Below are 17,535 nucleotides of genomic sequence, written 5' to 3' on the forward strand. Positions count from 1 at the left end.
TTTAAGACTTCACCTCTGATGTCTTCGCTCTTTTTTAATAGCTCAGCTTTTTCATCAAGAGGTCGTTGAGGTTCAATGTTTTCTGATTCACAAGCCAAAGTGGAAGTGATAAAAGTCAGGATGATCAGTGCTTTGTAAAAGTTTCTCATTTTGTAAAAGTTGAAATTTTAAAAAAAATAAATTTTAGATATTTATGTGTTTATTATATTCAGAATAAATTGGTTAAGACTGAATATAAAATTTGCTGATTTACAGTTAGTTGTGGTTTGATAGTTTATATATTAGGTACTAAATATTAATTAATCCCACTATGTTATTGTTACACTTTTATTACAAATGTTTATAAAGAGTAATTATTAGTTTTAATTATTTTATTGAATATCGGTAAAATCATTTTTATTATAACTTGATGTTCTTTGCTTAGAATTTTCCATTGTAATTCATATATTCACATGAATTATAGAACATTTATTCAATTGGCTTTTATTTATTATAAAGTATTATAATTTCTTCTGCTTTCAATTGAATAGCAGTCTTAAGATAGGAGCTCCAATTTTAATAATATCAAGAAGTTTGCTTCTAAACGTTTACTAAAATGTAAGCGAATATATGAGATTAAATTTAAAAAGTAAACTATATTTTATTTATTATAAGTGATTAATAATGAGTTCGTTGTAGAAGCAAATAATCTTTAGGCATTTTTTATATTATATGAAGAATAAATTATACAGGTCCAATATTTTTTTTATAATTATTTGTGTTTTCTTGATTTTTAATTTTAAATCATTTACGCAAGACAGTTTTAAAATTGAAAGTTCAGCAAAGATACAAGAATTAAAAAAAGACCTATCAAATTCATCAACTGAAAAAAGAATTCAAGTACTTTATGATTTGGCATATGAGTATTGGGGAATTAATTATGACTCTGCTTTATATTATGATTTTCAGGCACTTGAGATAGCGAAAAATCTGAATGATACTGAATGGGAAGCTAAAGTGATTAATGATATTGCATTAGTGTATAAGAAAAAGGGATCCTTTAAACTTTCTTTGGAATATTCTAAAAAAGCGTTATCAGTTGCTCAGGAAAGTGGTAATCAATTTCAAATTAGAAGTTATCTAAATAATTTAGCTAATTTATATAGAAGGTTTGGTGACTTTGAGTCTTCATTAGAATATCATTTTAAGGCTTTAGTACTTATGGAAGAATTAAATGATTCTTCCGGAATGGCAATTTCAAATAATAATATTGGGCTTGTATATGATGAAATAAAAGATAATTTAACAGCACTTGAATACTATCAAAAAGCTTTAAGAATAAATAGGGATATCAAGAGGTATGAGGGTATTATCGTTTCATTAAACAATATTGGTCATATATATATAGATTTAAAAGAGTACGATGACGCAATTAGATATTTTCTTGAATCTCAGGAATTAGCGCTTTCTAATAATGATTCATCTTCTTTAGCCAACAGTTATATAGGATTAGCTCAAACTCTTTTAAATGAAGGGAATTATGATAGTTCTGATGTATATATTCAAAATGCTTATAAGGTAGAAATCAGAGCTAGTGATAGATTATATCTTCCTAGTATTTTCAGAATAATGGCTGAAGTTCAAATGAATAAGTTGAACCTTGATCAATCATTAGCATATCTCGATTCTGCACTTTATTATTCAGATGTTTTAAATGTTGAACAGGAACTATTAACCATTTACAAGTTAAAGGCTGATGTTTTTGAAAAGAAAGGTGATTATAAAAATGCATTATATTTTCAAGAGCAACATGATAGTATAAGGGAGAAGATTCTTGGGGAGGATGTTTATAATAAAATTTCACGAGTACAAAAGGAATATCTTGAAGAGCAAAAGCAAAATGAAATATCAGTAAGGGATCAAAAGATAAAACAAAATAAATTAATCATTTTTCTTTTAGGAGCGATAGTTCTGATTTTAATTCTTTCTGCGATGATTATTTACAGAAGTAAATTGAGAATGAAAAGAATTAATAAACAACTAGAAGAGGCAAATCTTAAGCTTGAAGCTGCAAAAAACACAATTCAACAACAAAATGAGCAACTTAGCAATGTTAATGCCTTTCAAGAGGAAATGATAAAAGAAAGGACAAAAGAGCTTCAAAAAGCAAACAAAGACCTGACTGATACCAATAAAGAATTAGATTTATTTATTTATAAAGCATCTCACGATTTAAGAGGTCCCCTGGCTAGAATAAATGGATTAAGTTATCTTGGATTGCTTGAAGCAGATGAAGGGCCGTCTAAAAATTATTTTCAATTGGTTTCTGATGAAACAAAAGAATTAGAATTTGTGCTTAGCAGATTAATGGTTATACATACCATTTATAAACATAAATTAAAAAAGGATAGTGTTTATCTTGAAAGTCTTGTCAAGGAAGTTTTTGAAAAAATATCTGAGAGTAATGCAGGTATTGATATTGTATATGATTTCGATGTTGAAAAGGGGACAGTTTGGAATAGAGATATTCACCTACTAAGGTTAATCCTGGAAAATATGCTTGAAAATGCCCTTAATTATAAAGGAGATGAGCTTTTAAAGGTGAGTATGAGCGTTTCATCTATAAATGAAAATGTGGTGAAAATTGTTGTTACTGATAGTGGACTTCAAGTACCTGAAAGGTACCGGGAAGATATTTTTGATATGTTTTTTAGAGTTGCTCCAATTGCCTATAAAACCGGACTTGAGCTTAATATTGCTAAAAAGGCAACATTAAGATTAGGAGGTGAGATTACATACAGCCCATGTGGTGATGGAAATAAATTTGATATCATATTACCATCTGTTGAAGAATAGTGAAAGTCGATCAATAGGAAGTAAAATTCTTATAAAAAGTTATCTTTGCATTCAAAGATATTGATATGACTAAGACACCTAAAAGGTATACTATAACTTCAGCACTCACATACGCCAATGGTCCAATCCACATAGGGCATTTGGCTGGTGTATTTGTTCCATCAGATATTTATGCAAGATACTTGAGGCTTGCTGGCCATGATGTTCATTTCCTTGGAGGAAGTGACGAACATGGAGTTCCAATAACCATAAGAGCGAAAAAAGAAGGTAAAACTCCGCAGCATGTAGTTGATAAGTATCATAAAATGATCGAGGATTCATTGAGGTCATTTGGTGTCAGTTTTGATGTTTACTCAAGAACTAGTAGTGAAATTCATCATGAAACCGCCTCTAATTTTTTCAGAAAGTTGTATGAAGAAGGCAAGTTTATAGAACAAACTTCCGAACAATATTATGATCCGAAGGAAAAGCAGTTTCTTTCAGACAGGTATATTGTTGGAACATGTCCAAAATGTGGGAATGAAAATGCTTATGGAGATCAATGTGAAAAATGTGGGTCAAGTTTAAGCCCTAATGAATTAATAGATCCAAGATCAACATTAAGTGGAGAGAAGCCTGTCTTAAAAGAAACTAAGCACTGGTATTTGCCATTGAATGAATATGAGCCATGGTTAAAAGAATGGATTCTTGAAGGTCACAAGGAATGGAAGTCAAATGTTTATGGGCAATGTAAAAGCTGGATAGAAGGTGGTCTGCAGCCTCGTGCAGTAACCAGAGATCTTGATTGGGGGATTCCTGTTCCGGTTGAGGGTGCCGAAGGTAAAGTTTTATACGTTTGGTTTGATGCTCCAATTGGTTATATAAGCGCATCTAAAGAGTGGTCAGAAAATACAGGTAAAGACTGGGAGCCTTATTGGAAAAACGATGACACTAAACTAGTGCATTTTATAGGGAAGGATAATATTGTTTTTCATTGTATAATTTTCCCTTCCATGCTAAAGGCAAATGGTGAGTATATACTTCCTGAAAATGTTCCTGCAAATGAATTTTTAAATCTTGAAGGTGATAAAATTAGTACTTCAAGAAACTGGGCAATTTGGTTACATGAATATCTTGAAGATTTTAGTGGAAAAGAAGATGTTCTACGTTATGTGATTTGTGCAAATGCCCCTGAAACTAAAGATAATAATTTTACCTGGAATGATTTTCAGGCTAGAAATAACAATGAATTAGTTGCGATTCTGGGTAATTTCGTTAATAGAGCGGCTGTATTAACTCAAAAATACTATGAAGGAGAAATCCCTGCTAAAGGAGAATTGTCAGATTTTGATAAGGAAGTTATAGAAGGGTTAAAAAGCATACCTTATCAAATAGGTTCGTTAATTGAATCTTATAAATTTAGAGAAGCAACTCAAAAATTAATGGATCTTGCCCGTCTTGGTAATAAGTATTTAGCTGATACTGAGCCATGGAAATTAATTAAAGAGGATCCTGAAAGAGTGAAAACCATAATGAATATTGCATTGCAAATCACCGCGTCTCTTGCAGTTGTTATGGAACCTTTTCTTCCTTTTTCTTCAGATAAGCTAAAGGAGATTTTAAATATAAAAGATGGCAAATTCTCATGGGCTAATGCTGGGGATAGTGAATTTCTAAAAGCGGGTCATAAATTAAATAAACCATCTTTACTTTTTGAAAAAATAGAGGATAAGATTATTGAAGAGCAAATGTCAAAATTAGAAGCAATCAGAGAAGAAAACCAAAAAGAAAATGCTCCTGTTACTGTTGAGCCATTAAAATCTGAAATAGAATTTGATGATTTTATGAAGCTTGATATTAGAGTAGGGACAGTTTTAGAAGCAGAAAAAATGCCGAAATCAAAGAAGCTGCTAAAGTTAAAAATTGATACAGGTGTGGATACTAGAATTGTTCTTTCTGGTATTGCTCAGCATTTTACTCCAGAAGAGGTGATTGGTAAGCAAGTTTGCGTTTTAGCTAATCTTAAGCCTAGAAATATGATGGGGATTGAAAGTAACGGAATGGTGTTAATGGCTGAAGATTCTGAAGGTAATTTGAGATTTATACAACCTGGTGAAGAAGTTAATCCAGGTAGTACTGTAAGTTAATTCTGTGTAGAATAACAGATAAATATTTTAAAAAGGGCTTTAATTAAAGCCCTTTTTAATTGTTGAATTGACTCATGGTATGGTTAATGCCAATGGTTCCAAAGCTTAATGACATATCACATGATTTGTCAATTAAAAATGGCAGTTCATCTTTTTCTTCCTTACTAAATTCTCCCAATACAAAGTCAATTTGCCTACCTTTAGGGAAGTCATCCCCAATACCAAATCTTAGTCTGGGGTAATTACTTCCGCCACATAATTGCTCAATGTTTTTTAATCCATTATGGCCTGCTGCAGATCCTTTGCCCCTCATTCTCAAAGTACCAAACGGTAGAGCTAAATCATCAACAATCACTAATATATTGCTGATGGGAATGTTTTCTTTTTGCATCCAGTGTTTAACTGCCTTGCCACTTAAATTCATATAGGTAGTAGGCTTGATTACAAAAAATGTTCTTCCTTTATGTTTAAATTCAGCCTTGTATGATTGTTTGTCAAGAGCAAATGTAACATTGAATTTTTTTGCCAATTCATCAGCAACCATGAACCCAATGTTATGCCTTGTTTGTTCATATTCTGCACCAATATTTCCTAATCCAACAATTAAATACTTCATATCAAATATAGATTATAAAAAAAGGCTGCAATGTAGCAGCCTTTAAAATTAAATAAATAAGAGATATTTTGCTTATGCTTCTTCCTCTTCGGTAGCAGTAGCAGCATCAATTTCTTCTTTTGATTTACCTCTAAGAGCTCTAGGAATCTCAACTACTGCAACAGAAAGTCTGTCAGCATCAAGAATTTCATATTTCTCAGTTGCGATATCCTTAACTTTAATAGAGCTATGGAAATCAAGATCTGTAATGTCAACATTTAAATGCTCAGGCATGTTCTTAGGAAGGGCTTTGATTTTAAGAGAACGTCTCTTTTGTACCAAAGTACCACCTTTTTCAACACCTTTTGCACGTCCGATAAGGTGAACAGGAATGTCCATTTTAATTGGTTTTCCATCATGAATCATGAAGAAATCTGCGTGAAGAATGATGTCACTTACCGGATGGAACTGAATGTCCTGAAGAATAGCCTTATATTCTTTTCCTTCAATGTTAATGTGAGCAAAGTGTGCTTCAGAAGTATAAACTAACTCTCTGAACAAATATGCAGGAGTGTAGAAGTGTACTTGCTCATCGCCACCGTAAAGAACGCAAGGAACGTTACCTTCAATTCTAAGGTCTCTTGCATCCTTCTTGCCGAGATTTGCTCTTTGATACCCTATAATCTCAACTGTTTTCATAACTATATATTTTGTTAATTTTTAAAATGAGTGCAAAGTTAAATAAAAAGAGAACTAATTGACTCATGATCGTGAATTTTTCTTATTGCTTTCGCAAAAAGATCTGATACAGTCAATACTTTTATCTTATCACTTTCCTTTTTTAACGGAATAGTATCAGTAACTACCATTTCTTCTAAAACACTGTTTTCAATGTTTTCGTAAGCTTTTCCACTTAGTACCGGGTGGGTAATAACTGCTCTGACAGATTTTGCTCCTTTATCTTTCAGGATACTTGCAGCTTTGCATATGGTTCCTGCAGTATCTACAATGTCATCAACCAGAATTACATCTGCATCGTTAACATCTCCAATAACCTGCATGCTTGCGATCTCATTAGCTCTCTTTCTGTGCTTGTCGCAAATTACCATTTCAGCATTAAAGTGCTGAGCATATCTTCTAGCTCTGCCAGTACTTCCTACATCTGGTGCAGCAAATACCACATTATCTAATTTTAAGCTTCTTAGATAGGGTACAAAAATAGATGAAGCGTCAAGGTGATCTAGTGGGATGTCAAAAAATCCTTGAATCTGCCCGGCGTGAAGATCACAAGTCATGATTCTGTCAGCACCAGCAGCAGTAAGTAGGTTTGCCATCAATTTAGCTCCTACACCAACTCTTGGCTTGTCTTTTCTGTCTTGTCTGGCATAACCAAAATATGGAATAACTACTGTGACATACTTTGCACTTGCTCTTCTTGCAGCGTCAATCATTAGAAGTAATTCCATGATATTGTCAGAAGGAGGGCAGGTAGATTGAATAAGAAAAACATCGCATCCACGAACACTTTCGTTGAAAGATGCTGATATTTCACCATCGCTAAATTTTTGATGAGTGATAGACCCCAGTGGCTTACCGTAAAAATGTGAGATTTTTTCGGATAATTCTGCAGATCCTGATCCGGGAAAGAATTTTACTGATGACATGTTATAGGGCGATCTGATTTTTAACAATAAATAAAAAATCCCGAAAAATACTTAGTTTTTCCGGGATTTTTTTGTTGCCCGACTAGGGCTCGAACCTAGACTCTTCTGAACCAAAATCAGACGTGTTGCCAGTTACACCATCGGGCATTCTTGTTTTCCCATCGTTTTGGGATGACAAAAGTAGAAAGGAATTTTAAAATCCCCAACTTTGGAAAGAAAAAAAATTAATTTTTTTTTATCCTATTTTATAAGTTTTTGATTTACAAAATATTGTATTGCTAAAAAATATCCTTGCAATCCAAGTCCTGATATCATACCGATGCATTCTTTGCTTATAATACTTTTATGCCTGAAATTCTCTCTTTTGTAAATGTTGCTTATATGAACTTCCATTACCGGATTTTTAATTCCTGCAATAGCATCTGAAATTGCTACACTAGTATGAGTATACCCACCTGCATTTAGGATTATAGCTGTGTTATCAATAAATCCGTACTCATGGATTTTATTTATTATTTCACCTTCAATATTTGATTGATAGTATTCAATGTTTTGATCCTGAAATTCATTTTGTAGGTTTTTCAAAAAAGTTTCAAATCCTTCATTGCCATATATTTCAGGCTCTCGTTTACCTAATAAATTTAAATTGGGCCCATTGAGAATAAGAATGTTCATCAAGTCTTTTTTTTCGCAAACTAATATAATGATTGTATTTTATGAATAAATTAGGTCATTTTTGAATTCAATGAACTGGTTGCATTATATCAAATCATTTAAAGCTTACCTCAAGCTTGAAAGGAGTGTTTCTGAAAATACTCAACTGGCATATGAGAGAGATGTGAAGAATTTAGCTGTTTTTGCTACTGATAAAAACTTGTCAGTACAAAATATTAAGTTGAATGATATTGAAGAATTTGTTGAAGAACTTTCCAAGTTAGGGTATTCACCATACTCTCAAGCTCGAATGATTTCAGGTATAAAGTCCTTTTTTACATATCTTCTTTTTGAAAATATAATTGAAAATGATCCATCTCAATTATTAGAAACTCCACGTATTCCAAGAAAACTCCCCGATGTATTGGATGTATTTGAAATCGATGCAATTCTTGAATCAATAGAGATGAACACCTTTGATGGAGCAAGGTCAAGGGCTTTGATTGAACTTTTATATGGTAGTGGGTTGAGAGTTAGTGAAGCTGTTGATCTTCGAATTAGTGATGTATTTATTGATCAGGGTTTTTTAAGAGTTATTGGAAAAGGGAATAAGGAGAGATTAGTTCCTGTAGGTAGGTCAGCAAAAAAACACCTTAAGATTTACTTAAAAGAGTGGAGACAGCAATTAGTTAATAATGATCGTGTGAAACAAGATGCCTCTGACCTTATTTTTTTAAATCAAAAAGGAGGGAAGTTGTCTAGAATTAGTGCTTTTACTAAGGTGAAAGAATTAACAAGGAAGGCAGGAATCAAAAAGCAGGTAAGTCCTCACACTTTTCGACATTCATTTGCAACACACCTAATTGAGGGGGGAGCTGACCTTAGGGCTGTTCAGGAAATGCTCGGTCATAAATCAATTACAACAACTGAGGTTTATACTCACATTGATAGAGACTTTTTACAACAGGTTGTAAATGATTTTTTACCCAAAAGGAAAAAAGACTGAATCAATCACTTAAGTGAATAAGGTTCTTTTTTTTAATTATAGAACTATCTATATGTAATGGCAAGCTAAAAACGCCCATTAGTCCCAAAGCCAATGTACAAAATCCAATAAAAAAATACAGGTAAATGTTTAACTCGAGGTTAAAGTGAGAAATTATAGATTGCTGGTAGCTGGCAAAAGATTTACCTACTATTAACATAATAAGAATAAAAATAAACCCTTTTTTACTAATAGTTAGCTTGTATATACAGCAACTGGCCAATCCTAAAAATATCCCTGAAACTATTTGAAGACAATAATTTACAATGTTTATCTCTGAACAAAGGAACTGCATGGTTAATGCAATAAAAACTATCTTTATTGAATGTTTGAATATAGGTTTAAAATCTTCTATGTGACTATTCCATACATAACTCAGAGAAAACGGGATAGATACAATGAAGGAATAAATTATGATTAAATGGTTTAATGTATTTTCAACTTGAATATTATTGAAAATAAAAATGAGGAATTGAATCGAATATCCAAAGGCAAAAAAACATGAATAAATAAATGGCGAAATACACTTGTTTCTCATGTTTTAAATTTCATCACTAATAGTTATCTAGGTGTTTATTTCATGTCAAAATTTTGTTAAATTAATGATTGTAATATGATATCGGAATTAAATTTTGCTTTTTGAAAAAATTCTTAATAATTTTTTAATATTAAAAATGTTGTGATATCGCCAGTTTATAGGCAGTTTTGCATCGTTGAACGAAATTCGTTTATTAAAATAAGTTAAAAACATAACGAAGTAGTCATAACGATCGTTATTAGTTTATAAATTGATATTAAAGCATATAGCTTACAGATATAAAAAATTAGGTTTAGGTTTAGGTTTAATGGGGGCTGTTCTATTTGGACAGTCTCTTTTTTTTTAGTTAAACAACATTTATTTTTACCAAAAAAAACTGTGATCTATAAAATTTTAATCCGCCCTATTTTTTTTCTGTTTGATCCGGAATCTATTCATCATTTTACCTTCTCTGCTATCAGGTTGATTTCTAAAATCCCTGGAATACCTGCACTGTTCCGACTAATTTATAATTACAAGGATAAAAAGCTTGAACGAGAGGTGTTTGGGATAAAATTCCCTAATCCGGTTGGCCTTGCTGCTGGATTTGATAAGGATGCTAAACTCGTTGATGAGTTAGGTAATTTTGGCTTTGGCTTTGTTGAAATTGGAACGTTGACTCCGGTTGGTCAGCCTGGAAATGATAAACCTAGATTATTCAGGTTGCCCAAAGATAAAGCGGTTATCAACAGAATGGGATTCAATAATGAGGGAGTTGATGACGCCGTTGAAAGATTAAAAAATAGAAAGTCAAAAATTATAGTAGGGGGTAACATTGGTAAAAATAAAGTTACTCCGAATAAAGATGCTGTTTCAGATTATATAAAATCTTTTAAGGCTCTGTATGACCATGTTGATTATTTTGTTGTTAATGTCAGTTCTCCAAATACACCAAATTTGAGAGAATTACAGGAAAAGGAACCTCTTAAAGAATTACTCTCAGAGATTCAACATGTTAACTATCATATGCCTGAGAAAAAGCCACTGCTTTTAAAGATTGCACCAGATTTAAGCGATCATCAATTAGATGATATTGTTGATATTGTTCAATCTGTAAAACTTTCAGGTATAATAGCAACTAATACAACAATATCTCGAATGAATCTCAAAACAGATTCTTCTAAGGTTGAGTCTATAGGAGCCGGAGGACTTAGTGGCAGACCATTGAAAGACAGGGCAACCGAAGTAATAACCTATTTAAATACTAAGCTTAATGGAGAGGTTCCAATAATAGCTGTAGGAGGAATCTTCACTGGAGAGGATGCAGTAGAAAAACTTAAAGCTGGAGCATCTCTGGTACAGGTATATACAGGGTTTATCTATGAAGGTCCTGCGATAATTAAAAACATTAATAAAAGGATTCTTAAGGAAAATCTGTAATTTCGCTACTGCTTAAAAATTTAATTAAATACTTTATTTTAGTTTTTAGCGTTATTAATATTTGTAAATTTATAAAGAGGGATTTGATTTTTTAACATGGCATCTAACACCTATAAGTCAAATAATTTTAAAAAGAAGAAATCAAAAGAATCCGGGAAGAAGAAAATCAATTTGAATTTTTCGTTTTTTTCTGACCGCAGGCTTCATCTGGTATTTGGGTTTTTCTTTTTAATAGCCTCACTGTTTCTTTTAATAGCATTTATTTCATATCTGTTTACTGGAAAAGCTGATCAGAGTATTGTAGAATCTTTAGGAGATACTTCAATGCTAACAGAAGGTCGTGAAGCAGAAAACTGGATGAAGCTTACAGGTGCTGTTGCTTCTTATTACTTTATATTTAAATGGATTGGTATTGGAGCGTTTCTTATACCACCTTTGATGTTTAACTGGGGTTACTCAATTGTATTTAAAAGAACCTTACTTCCGGTAAAAAGCTCTACCTCTTTTGTTATTTTCACAAGTTTCTGGTTAAGTGTTCTTTTAGGATATCTTGTGGTTAAAGCTGATGGCCAGAGTTCTTTAGATTTTATATGCGGAGGAATTGGTTTTGAGCTCGCTAGTGTGTTTGAAAATCTTATGGGGTGGGGAACATTGTTGTTTCTTTTCTTTTCTTTAGTAGCTTTTATAATTTACTTTTTTAATGTCACCACAATTGGTGGTTTAACTTCATCAGTTGAAAAAGGGATTAAAGATGTTGAAGATCACCTTCAAGATGAATGGTCTGAAATGAAAAGATCTGTTTCAGGCGACTCAAAAATTGAAAATGATACGGATAATGAAAATCAATCAGACCTAACAGATTATGAGGAAGAAGTAATTAATGCACATCAAAATTCGGATGAAGACGAGCTAAATGCATGGGAGATTACTTCAAATGAAAAAAAGGAAAAAATCAGAAAGGCTGAAGAAACCGATAAATTAGAGTTAGAAGTTGAAGACCCTCTGGATACTTCTTCATTGGAAGATGATTTATTGAGTGATGATGAAGATGAGTTAAGCCTTGAAATAGAAGATTCTGTAAAGTCTGAAAAAACAGTTGCTCAACTGGAAAATTATGATCCTACATTAGATCTTTCTTCTTACAAATATCCGCCTCTAGATATACTAAAATCACATGATTCTGGCCAGGTAAAAGTTTCGAAGGAAGAACTTGAGCAAAATAAGGATAAGATTGTTGAAACCCTTGTAAACTTTAAAATTGGCATTTCTAGTATAAAAGCTACAATCGGACCAACTGTTACTTTATATGAGATTGTTCCTGAGGCAGGGGTGAAAATTTCAAAGATTAAAAATCTTGAAGATGATATTGCTCTGTCATTGGCTGCATTAGGAATAAGGATTATCGCACCTATTCCGGGACGTGGAACAATTGGTATCGAAGTGCCAAATAAAAACAGGGAAATGGTTTCTTTAAAATCTCTGCTTTCAACTGAGAAATTCACGAAAGCCGGGTATGAGCTACCAATAGCACTTGGGAAAACTATTTCTAATGAAGTTTTTATTTCCGACCTGGCAAAAATGCCCCATTTATTGATGGCTGGTGCTACCGGACAAGGTAAGTCAGTAGGGTTAAATGTAATTCTGGCTTCATTGATTTATAAAAAACACCCTTCTCAACTCAAGTTTGTTTTGGTTGATCCCAAAAAGGTTGAGTTGACTTTATTTAATAAAATAGAGAGACACTTTTTAGCAATGCTTCCTAATAGCGAAGAGGCTATTATTACAGACACCAAGAAGGTTGTTTATACATTAAATTCACTCTGTGAGGAAATGGATACCCGATATGACCTGTTAAAAGATGCAGGTTGTAGAAATCTTAAGGAGTATAATAATAAATTTGTTAATAGAAGACTAAACCCTGAAAATGGGCATAGATTTTTACCTTACATTGTGGTTGTTATTGACGAGTTGGCAGATCTTATGATGACAGCAGGTAAGGAAGTTGAAACACCAATTGCCAGATTAGCACAGCTAGCTCGTGCTGTAGGACTTCATTTGGTGATTGCAACTCAAAGACCTTCTGTAAATGTGATTACAGGTACTATTAAAGCAAACTTCCCTGCCAGATTGAGTTTTAGGGTAACTTCTAAAATTGACTCCAGAACTATCTTAGATACTGGAGGAGCCGAGCAGTTGGTTGGAATGGGAGATATGCTTTTAAGCACTGGCTCTGATATGCTTAGGCTTCAATGTGCTTTTGTAGATACACCTGAAGTTGAAGAATTATGTGAATTTGTTGGTAGCCAAAGAGGGTATCCTTCTGCATATATGTTGCCTGAATATGAAGGTGATGAAGATTCTGGAATAGGAGATGTTGATCTTTCGGAAAGGGATGTATTATTTGATGATGCAGCTAGACTTATAGTTATGCATCAGCAGGGAAGTACTTCGTTAATTCAACGTAAACTTAAATTAGGATATAATAGAGCTGGACGTCTTATTGATCAATTAGAGGCTGCTGGAGTCGTAGGTGGGTTTGAAGGAAGTAAAGCAAGAGAAGTTTTGATCCAGGATGAATCAAGTTTGGAACAATTATTGAATGACCTCAATAACAAAAAGTAAACAAAACTTTTATACTTTTGCATTATGAAGAAATTATTATCACTCATTTTATGTTTAACTGTATTTGCGGTACAGGCACAAAAAGATCCGCAGGCAATGCGTATACTCGATGCGATGAGCAAAAAATACAAGAGTTACGAAACCTATAAGGCTGACTTTACTTATTCACTAATTAATGACGTTGAAGATATTCGCGATGATTTTAGCGGTAGTATTCTTGTTAAAGGTGATCAATATAAGTTGGATTTAGGAAATCAGGTGATCTATAATAATGGTGAAACAGTTTGGACATACCTTCCGGAAGTAAATGAAGTAAATATTAGCAACGCTAATGAGGGGCAAATGGAAATGTCTCCTTCTACAATTTACACTGTTTATAAAAAGGGCTTCAAGGTTGTTTATTATAACTCTACCACAATAAGTGGTAAGAAATATCATCTTATTGATTTGATCCCTGAAGATCGAAGAGAAAAGCCTTATTGGGTGAGATTGTCCATTCAAGATGGAACTAATGATTTGAAGAGTTATACAATTTCAGAAGATAGTGGTAATAAATATGTTTATGACATAAAAAGCTTTAAGCCAAATGCTTCTGCTTCTTCATCAGAGTTTGCATTTAATAAATCAAAATACCCGGGGGTTGAAATTATCGACCTTAGATAAAAAATTAAAGCCGTGTTAACGGCTTTTTTTATACAATAATATGAACAGATCTACCCTAATAGAACAAATTAAGGAAAAGAAATCCTTTCTCTGTGTTGGTCTTGATACTGATATCAGAAAAATACCTCAACATTTACTTGATCTTGATGATCCAATATTTGAATTCAACAAACAAATAATTGATGCAACTAAAGATTATTGTGTTGCATATAAACCAAATATTGCATTTTATGAAGCTCATGGGCCCAAAGGGTGGGAGAGTCTGAAAAAAACGATTGACTATATTCCTTCAACACACTTTACTATTGCTGATGCTAAAAGAGGTGATATTGGAAATACTTCGGGGCTTTATGCAAGAGCTTTTTTTGAAGAGATGAATTTTGATAGTATTACTGTAGCACCTTATATGGGTGCTGATTCGGTAACTCCTTTTTTGGAATTTGAAGGCAAGTGGGTTATTCTTCTGGGACTTACAAGTAATCCCGGAGCTGAAGATTTTCAACAACTTGAATTGGTTAATGGTAACAAGGTATATCAAGAAGTAATCTCAGGGTCATCAAAATGGGGAACAAAAGATAATTTGATGTATGTGGTCGGAGCAACCAGAGCTGAAGCGTTGGCTGACATTCGAGAAATTATACCTGATAGCTTTTTGCTAATACCTGGGGTTGGAGCTCAAGGGGGAAGTTTAGAAGATGTTATAAAATATGGAATGAATGATGATATTGGATTATTAGTTAATTCTACACGTGGAATTATATATGCCGATATGTCACCCTCCTTTGCTGAGTCAGCGGCAAATGAAGCAAAGAAAATTCAACAACAAATGGCAGCTTTTTTATAAGCTGCTTTTTTTATTTCCCTCTTTTTGTTTTCTTCATAGAATCTTTCAACTATCCAAGTTAATCAACTATGCAAGAAGACCTAATCCATTATTTATGGAAGTATCAATCTTTTGATAAAACCGAACTCAAAACTACTGCTAACAACCCTTTGAAAGTGTTTAAAACAGGAAATCACAATTATAATGATGGCCCTGATTTTAGTGAAGGACTTATTGAAATTGAAGGGATAAAATGGTTTGGTAATATAGAAATTCATATCAATGCCTCAGAATGGTACAATCATAATCATCATAAAGATCCATTGTATGATAATGTAATTCTGCATGTAGTATGGAATAATGATATGGATGTCTATAATGCTGATGGACAAATTATTCCATGTTTAGAGTTAAAAGAACTCACAAGCCCATTATTAGTCCGTAAATACAAGCAATTTCTGCAACCTCCCGGAGCAATTCCTTGTGCCGTTTTTGAGTCTTCAAAACTTTTTGATTCGATAAGGATTCGACAGGCATTTGATTTGGCTATGACAGTTAGAATGGATGAAAAATGTCTCGGAATTTTAAATGACTTGAAATATTTCCAAAATGACTGGAACAAAATAGCATACAAATTATTGCTTAAAGCTTTTGGGTTTAAGATTAATCAGGAAGCATTTGAGCAGATGGCATTTTTGCTCGATGAAGTAATTATTCAGAAAAATAGACATAACCTGCAAACGGTAGAAGCCTATTTATTTGGTATTGGTGGATTTTTAAATGGAGAGCCTATGGATTTATATCATGAAAATCTGACTAATGAATTTAAATATTTAAAACATAAGTATAATATAAGGGAAATTGTTGATCCGGGATATTGGCGGTTTATGAGGCTTAGACCGGTTAATTTTCCCACTGTAAGAATTGCACAGTTTGCAGCAATAATTTGTAATGTGAGTAATTTATTCAATGAGCTTACAGAAGACCCTACCTTTAACTCCATTAAAAGATTGTTATCCATTCAACCGTCTGATTATTGGCTTGATCATTACCGGTTTGGACAAGTTTCCAATTCAAGAAAGAAAGCACCAGGAAAAACTACAATAGACTTAATAATAATGAATGTAATAGTTCCTTTGCTATTTACTTATTCAAAATATATTGGCGATGATTCGATTAAAGCAAAAGCTTTAGATATTTTAGAGTCTTTAAAACCCGAAAATAATAGAATAACTCGAAGCTTTAAGGAAATTGGGTTTCCTATTATGAATGCTTACGATTCACAAGCTTCAATTGGTTTATATAAAAATTATTGCCAGAATAAGAAATGCTTATCTTGTCCGATTGGTGTTTCTATTCTTAAACATGATGCCGCGAATGAAATCGAAATCTCTTAAGTTCTTTTTACTGATTTTTTCGATAAAATTTATTTTAGCCAGCCTGGTTTCATCTTATTATCTTTTTTATTCAAAAGGAGATTTGAATAGTTATCTTTTTGATTTACAGGTTATAAGTAATGAATTGGGTTGGTCATTCAATAAAACATTTGAATTTTATATAAATAATGGTTTGCTGAACTCCAAGCTGATTTATGGCAATGATTTTAGAGCATTGACTTTTGAGAAGGTATTGTATCCATTTTATAGATTGTCATTTAAGTCTATCTGGATTTTAAATGCAATAATTGCCTTATCACAGTCTTATTTGTTCACCAGGATTAAATTTGGGAGAAAAATTAACAGATATATTTATTTTGTTCTTTTATCTATGTTTTTTGTACCGGGGTTAGCTTTTTGGACTTCAGGAGTGTTAAAGGAAAGTGTTTATTTAATCCTGATTTTATATATCATCTGGGTCACATATAATAAACAGAAATTTGTTTTTATTTCATTTTCTATATTGGCTGCTTACATAGCATTCCTTATCAAGCCTTATAATTCAGTGTTTTTATGTGGGTTCCTTTTTGTCTTCTTCTTGTTTGGTACTTCCTATAATTTAGTTCTGAAGTTAGTTTTGACCGGAATGTTGATTATTGGCTCAATTTTTATTCTGCCAAGTTTGAATCCCAATTTTAGTTTTGATAGAGTATCAGCGGTTATTGAAGAAAACAGCTCAATTTATTTAAGTCAATGTAATGATGATAATTGTATTCCAATTGATACGGAACAGTCAGTTTTGGCAAGTAAGAATATTCTGATTTCATTCTTTTACGGGCTTTATGGTCCTATATCATTTTTATCTGAAAACATATTTATTAAAGTGTCTTCAATTAATAGTTTAATGTTTTTATTCATTTCGCTGGCAACCATTTATTTGATAATAAAACAAAAGACTTATAATTTCAATGTTGCGATAACGATAACATATATTATTTTTGTATCCATTTTGACTTCGTTGACTACCTTGAATTATGGGACACTAATGAGGTATTCTATATATTATTCTTCTTTTGTATGGGGAGGTTTTTTTCTGTTTTTTGAGCAGGAAATGTGGTCAGGTAGAAATAAAAACCATAGACTTTGGTAGTTTTGTGTAAATAAAAATATTGATA

At 32.5% G+C, this 17,535-nt stretch carries 13 protein-coding genes and 1 tRNA gene; 9 read left to right on the forward strand and 5 right to left on the reverse strand.

Annotated features, from left to right (window positions below; translation table 11 throughout):
* The first annotated feature begins 765 nt into the window (after window positions 1–765).
* Together HH304_RS11805 and metG are read left to right on the forward strand one after the other, a co-directional pair.
* On the forward strand, window positions 766–2,835 hold the full coding sequence (locus HH304_RS11805; protein ID WP_169681714.1) for a tetratricopeptide repeat-containing sensor histidine kinase: 2,070 nt from the start codon (window positions 766–768) through the stop codon (window positions 2,833–2,835).
* A gap of 65 nt (window positions 2,836–2,900) precedes the next feature.
* Complete coding sequence (metG, locus tag HH304_RS11810; protein ID WP_169681724.1) at window positions 2,901–4,961, forward strand: methionine--tRNA ligase; 2,061 nt, start codon at window positions 2,901–2,903, stop codon at window positions 4,959–4,961.
* A 55-nt stretch (window positions 4,962–5,016) separates the two neighbouring features.
* On the opposite strand, the gene pth is transcribed toward metG, so the two are convergent.
* The 5 genes from pth to aroQ form a co-directional block, all read right to left on the reverse strand.
* Window positions 5,017–5,577, reverse strand: coding sequence for an aminoacyl-tRNA hydrolase (gene pth / locus HH304_RS11815; protein WP_169681726.1), 561 nt, complete (start codon window positions 5,575–5,577; stop codon window positions 5,017–5,019).
* Window positions 5,578–5,649: 72 nt separating this feature from the next.
* On the reverse strand, window positions 5,650–6,255 hold the full coding sequence (locus tag HH304_RS11820) for a 50S ribosomal protein L25/general stress protein Ctc (protein WP_169681728.1): 606 nt from the start codon (window positions 6,253–6,255) through the stop codon (window positions 5,650–5,652).
* A gap of 38 nt (window positions 6,256–6,293) precedes the next feature.
* Window positions 6,294–7,220: a ribose-phosphate pyrophosphokinase gene (locus tag HH304_RS11825; protein ID WP_169681730.1), complete on the reverse strand. Its 927-nt coding sequence runs from the start codon at window positions 7,218–7,220 to the stop codon at window positions 6,294–6,296.
* A 74-nt stretch (window positions 7,221–7,294) separates the two neighbouring features.
* Window positions 7,295–7,367 (reverse strand) — tRNA-Gln (locus HH304_RS11830).
* 93 nt (window positions 7,368–7,460) lie between these two features.
* Window positions 7,461–7,895 carry a type II 3-dehydroquinate dehydratase gene (aroQ, locus tag HH304_RS11835; RefSeq protein ID WP_169681733.1) on the reverse strand — a complete coding sequence of 145 codons (435 nt, stop codon included), beginning with the start codon at window positions 7,893–7,895 and terminating at the stop codon, window positions 7,461–7,463.
* Between the two features lie 70 nt (window positions 7,896–7,965).
* Here aroQ and xerD point away from each other — a divergent pair, with 70 nt between their 5' ends.
* The 7 genes from xerD (at window position 7,966) to HH304_RS11870 (ending at window position 17,510) form a co-directional block, all read left to right on the forward strand.
* A complete protein-coding gene (gene xerD / locus HH304_RS11840) occupies window positions 7,966–8,880 on the forward strand; it encodes a site-specific tyrosine recombinase XerD (RefSeq protein WP_169681735.1) in 915 nt (304 codons plus the stop codon).
* A gap of 958 nt (window positions 8,881–9,838) precedes the next feature.
* Window positions 9,839–10,876 carry a quinone-dependent dihydroorotate dehydrogenase gene (locus HH304_RS11845; protein ID WP_169682341.1) on the forward strand — a complete coding sequence of 346 codons (1,038 nt, stop codon included), beginning with the start codon at window positions 9,839–9,841 and terminating at the stop codon, window positions 10,874–10,876.
* 96 nt (window positions 10,877–10,972) lie between these two features.
* Window positions 10,973–13,498: an FtsK/SpoIIIE family DNA translocase gene (locus HH304_RS11850; protein WP_169681738.1), complete on the forward strand. Its 2,526-nt coding sequence runs from the start codon at window positions 10,973–10,975 to the stop codon at window positions 13,496–13,498.
* Window positions 13,499–13,522: 24 nt separating this feature from the next.
* Entirely contained in the window at window positions 13,523–14,161 is a 639-nt protein-coding gene (locus HH304_RS11855; RefSeq protein WP_169681740.1) for a LolA family protein, read from the forward strand.
* 40 nt (window positions 14,162–14,201) lie between these two features.
* The gene (gene pyrF, locus HH304_RS11860; RefSeq protein ID WP_169681743.1) at window positions 14,202–15,005 is read left to right on the forward strand and encodes an orotidine-5'-phosphate decarboxylase; all 804 of its coding nucleotides are present in this window, start codon (window positions 14,202–14,204) and stop codon (window positions 15,003–15,005) included.
* Window positions 15,006–15,073: 68 nt separating this feature from the next.
* Complete coding sequence (locus HH304_RS11865; RefSeq protein ID WP_169681745.1) at window positions 15,074–16,381, forward strand: DUF2851 family protein; 1,308 nt, start codon at window positions 15,074–15,076, stop codon at window positions 16,379–16,381.
* Complete coding sequence (locus HH304_RS11870; protein WP_169681747.1) at window positions 16,362–17,510, forward strand: hypothetical protein; 1,149 nt, start codon at window positions 16,362–16,364, stop codon at window positions 17,508–17,510. The genes HH304_RS11865 and HH304_RS11870 overlap by 20 nt, the downstream gene beginning before the upstream one ends.
* Window positions 17,511–17,535 lie beyond the last annotated feature (25 nt).

The sequence above is a fragment of the Marinigracilibium pacificum genome, from assembly GCF_012926615.1.
Taxonomy (GTDB): domain Bacteria; phylum Bacteroidota; class Bacteroidia; order Cytophagales; family Cyclobacteriaceae; genus Mangrovivirga; species Mangrovivirga pacifica.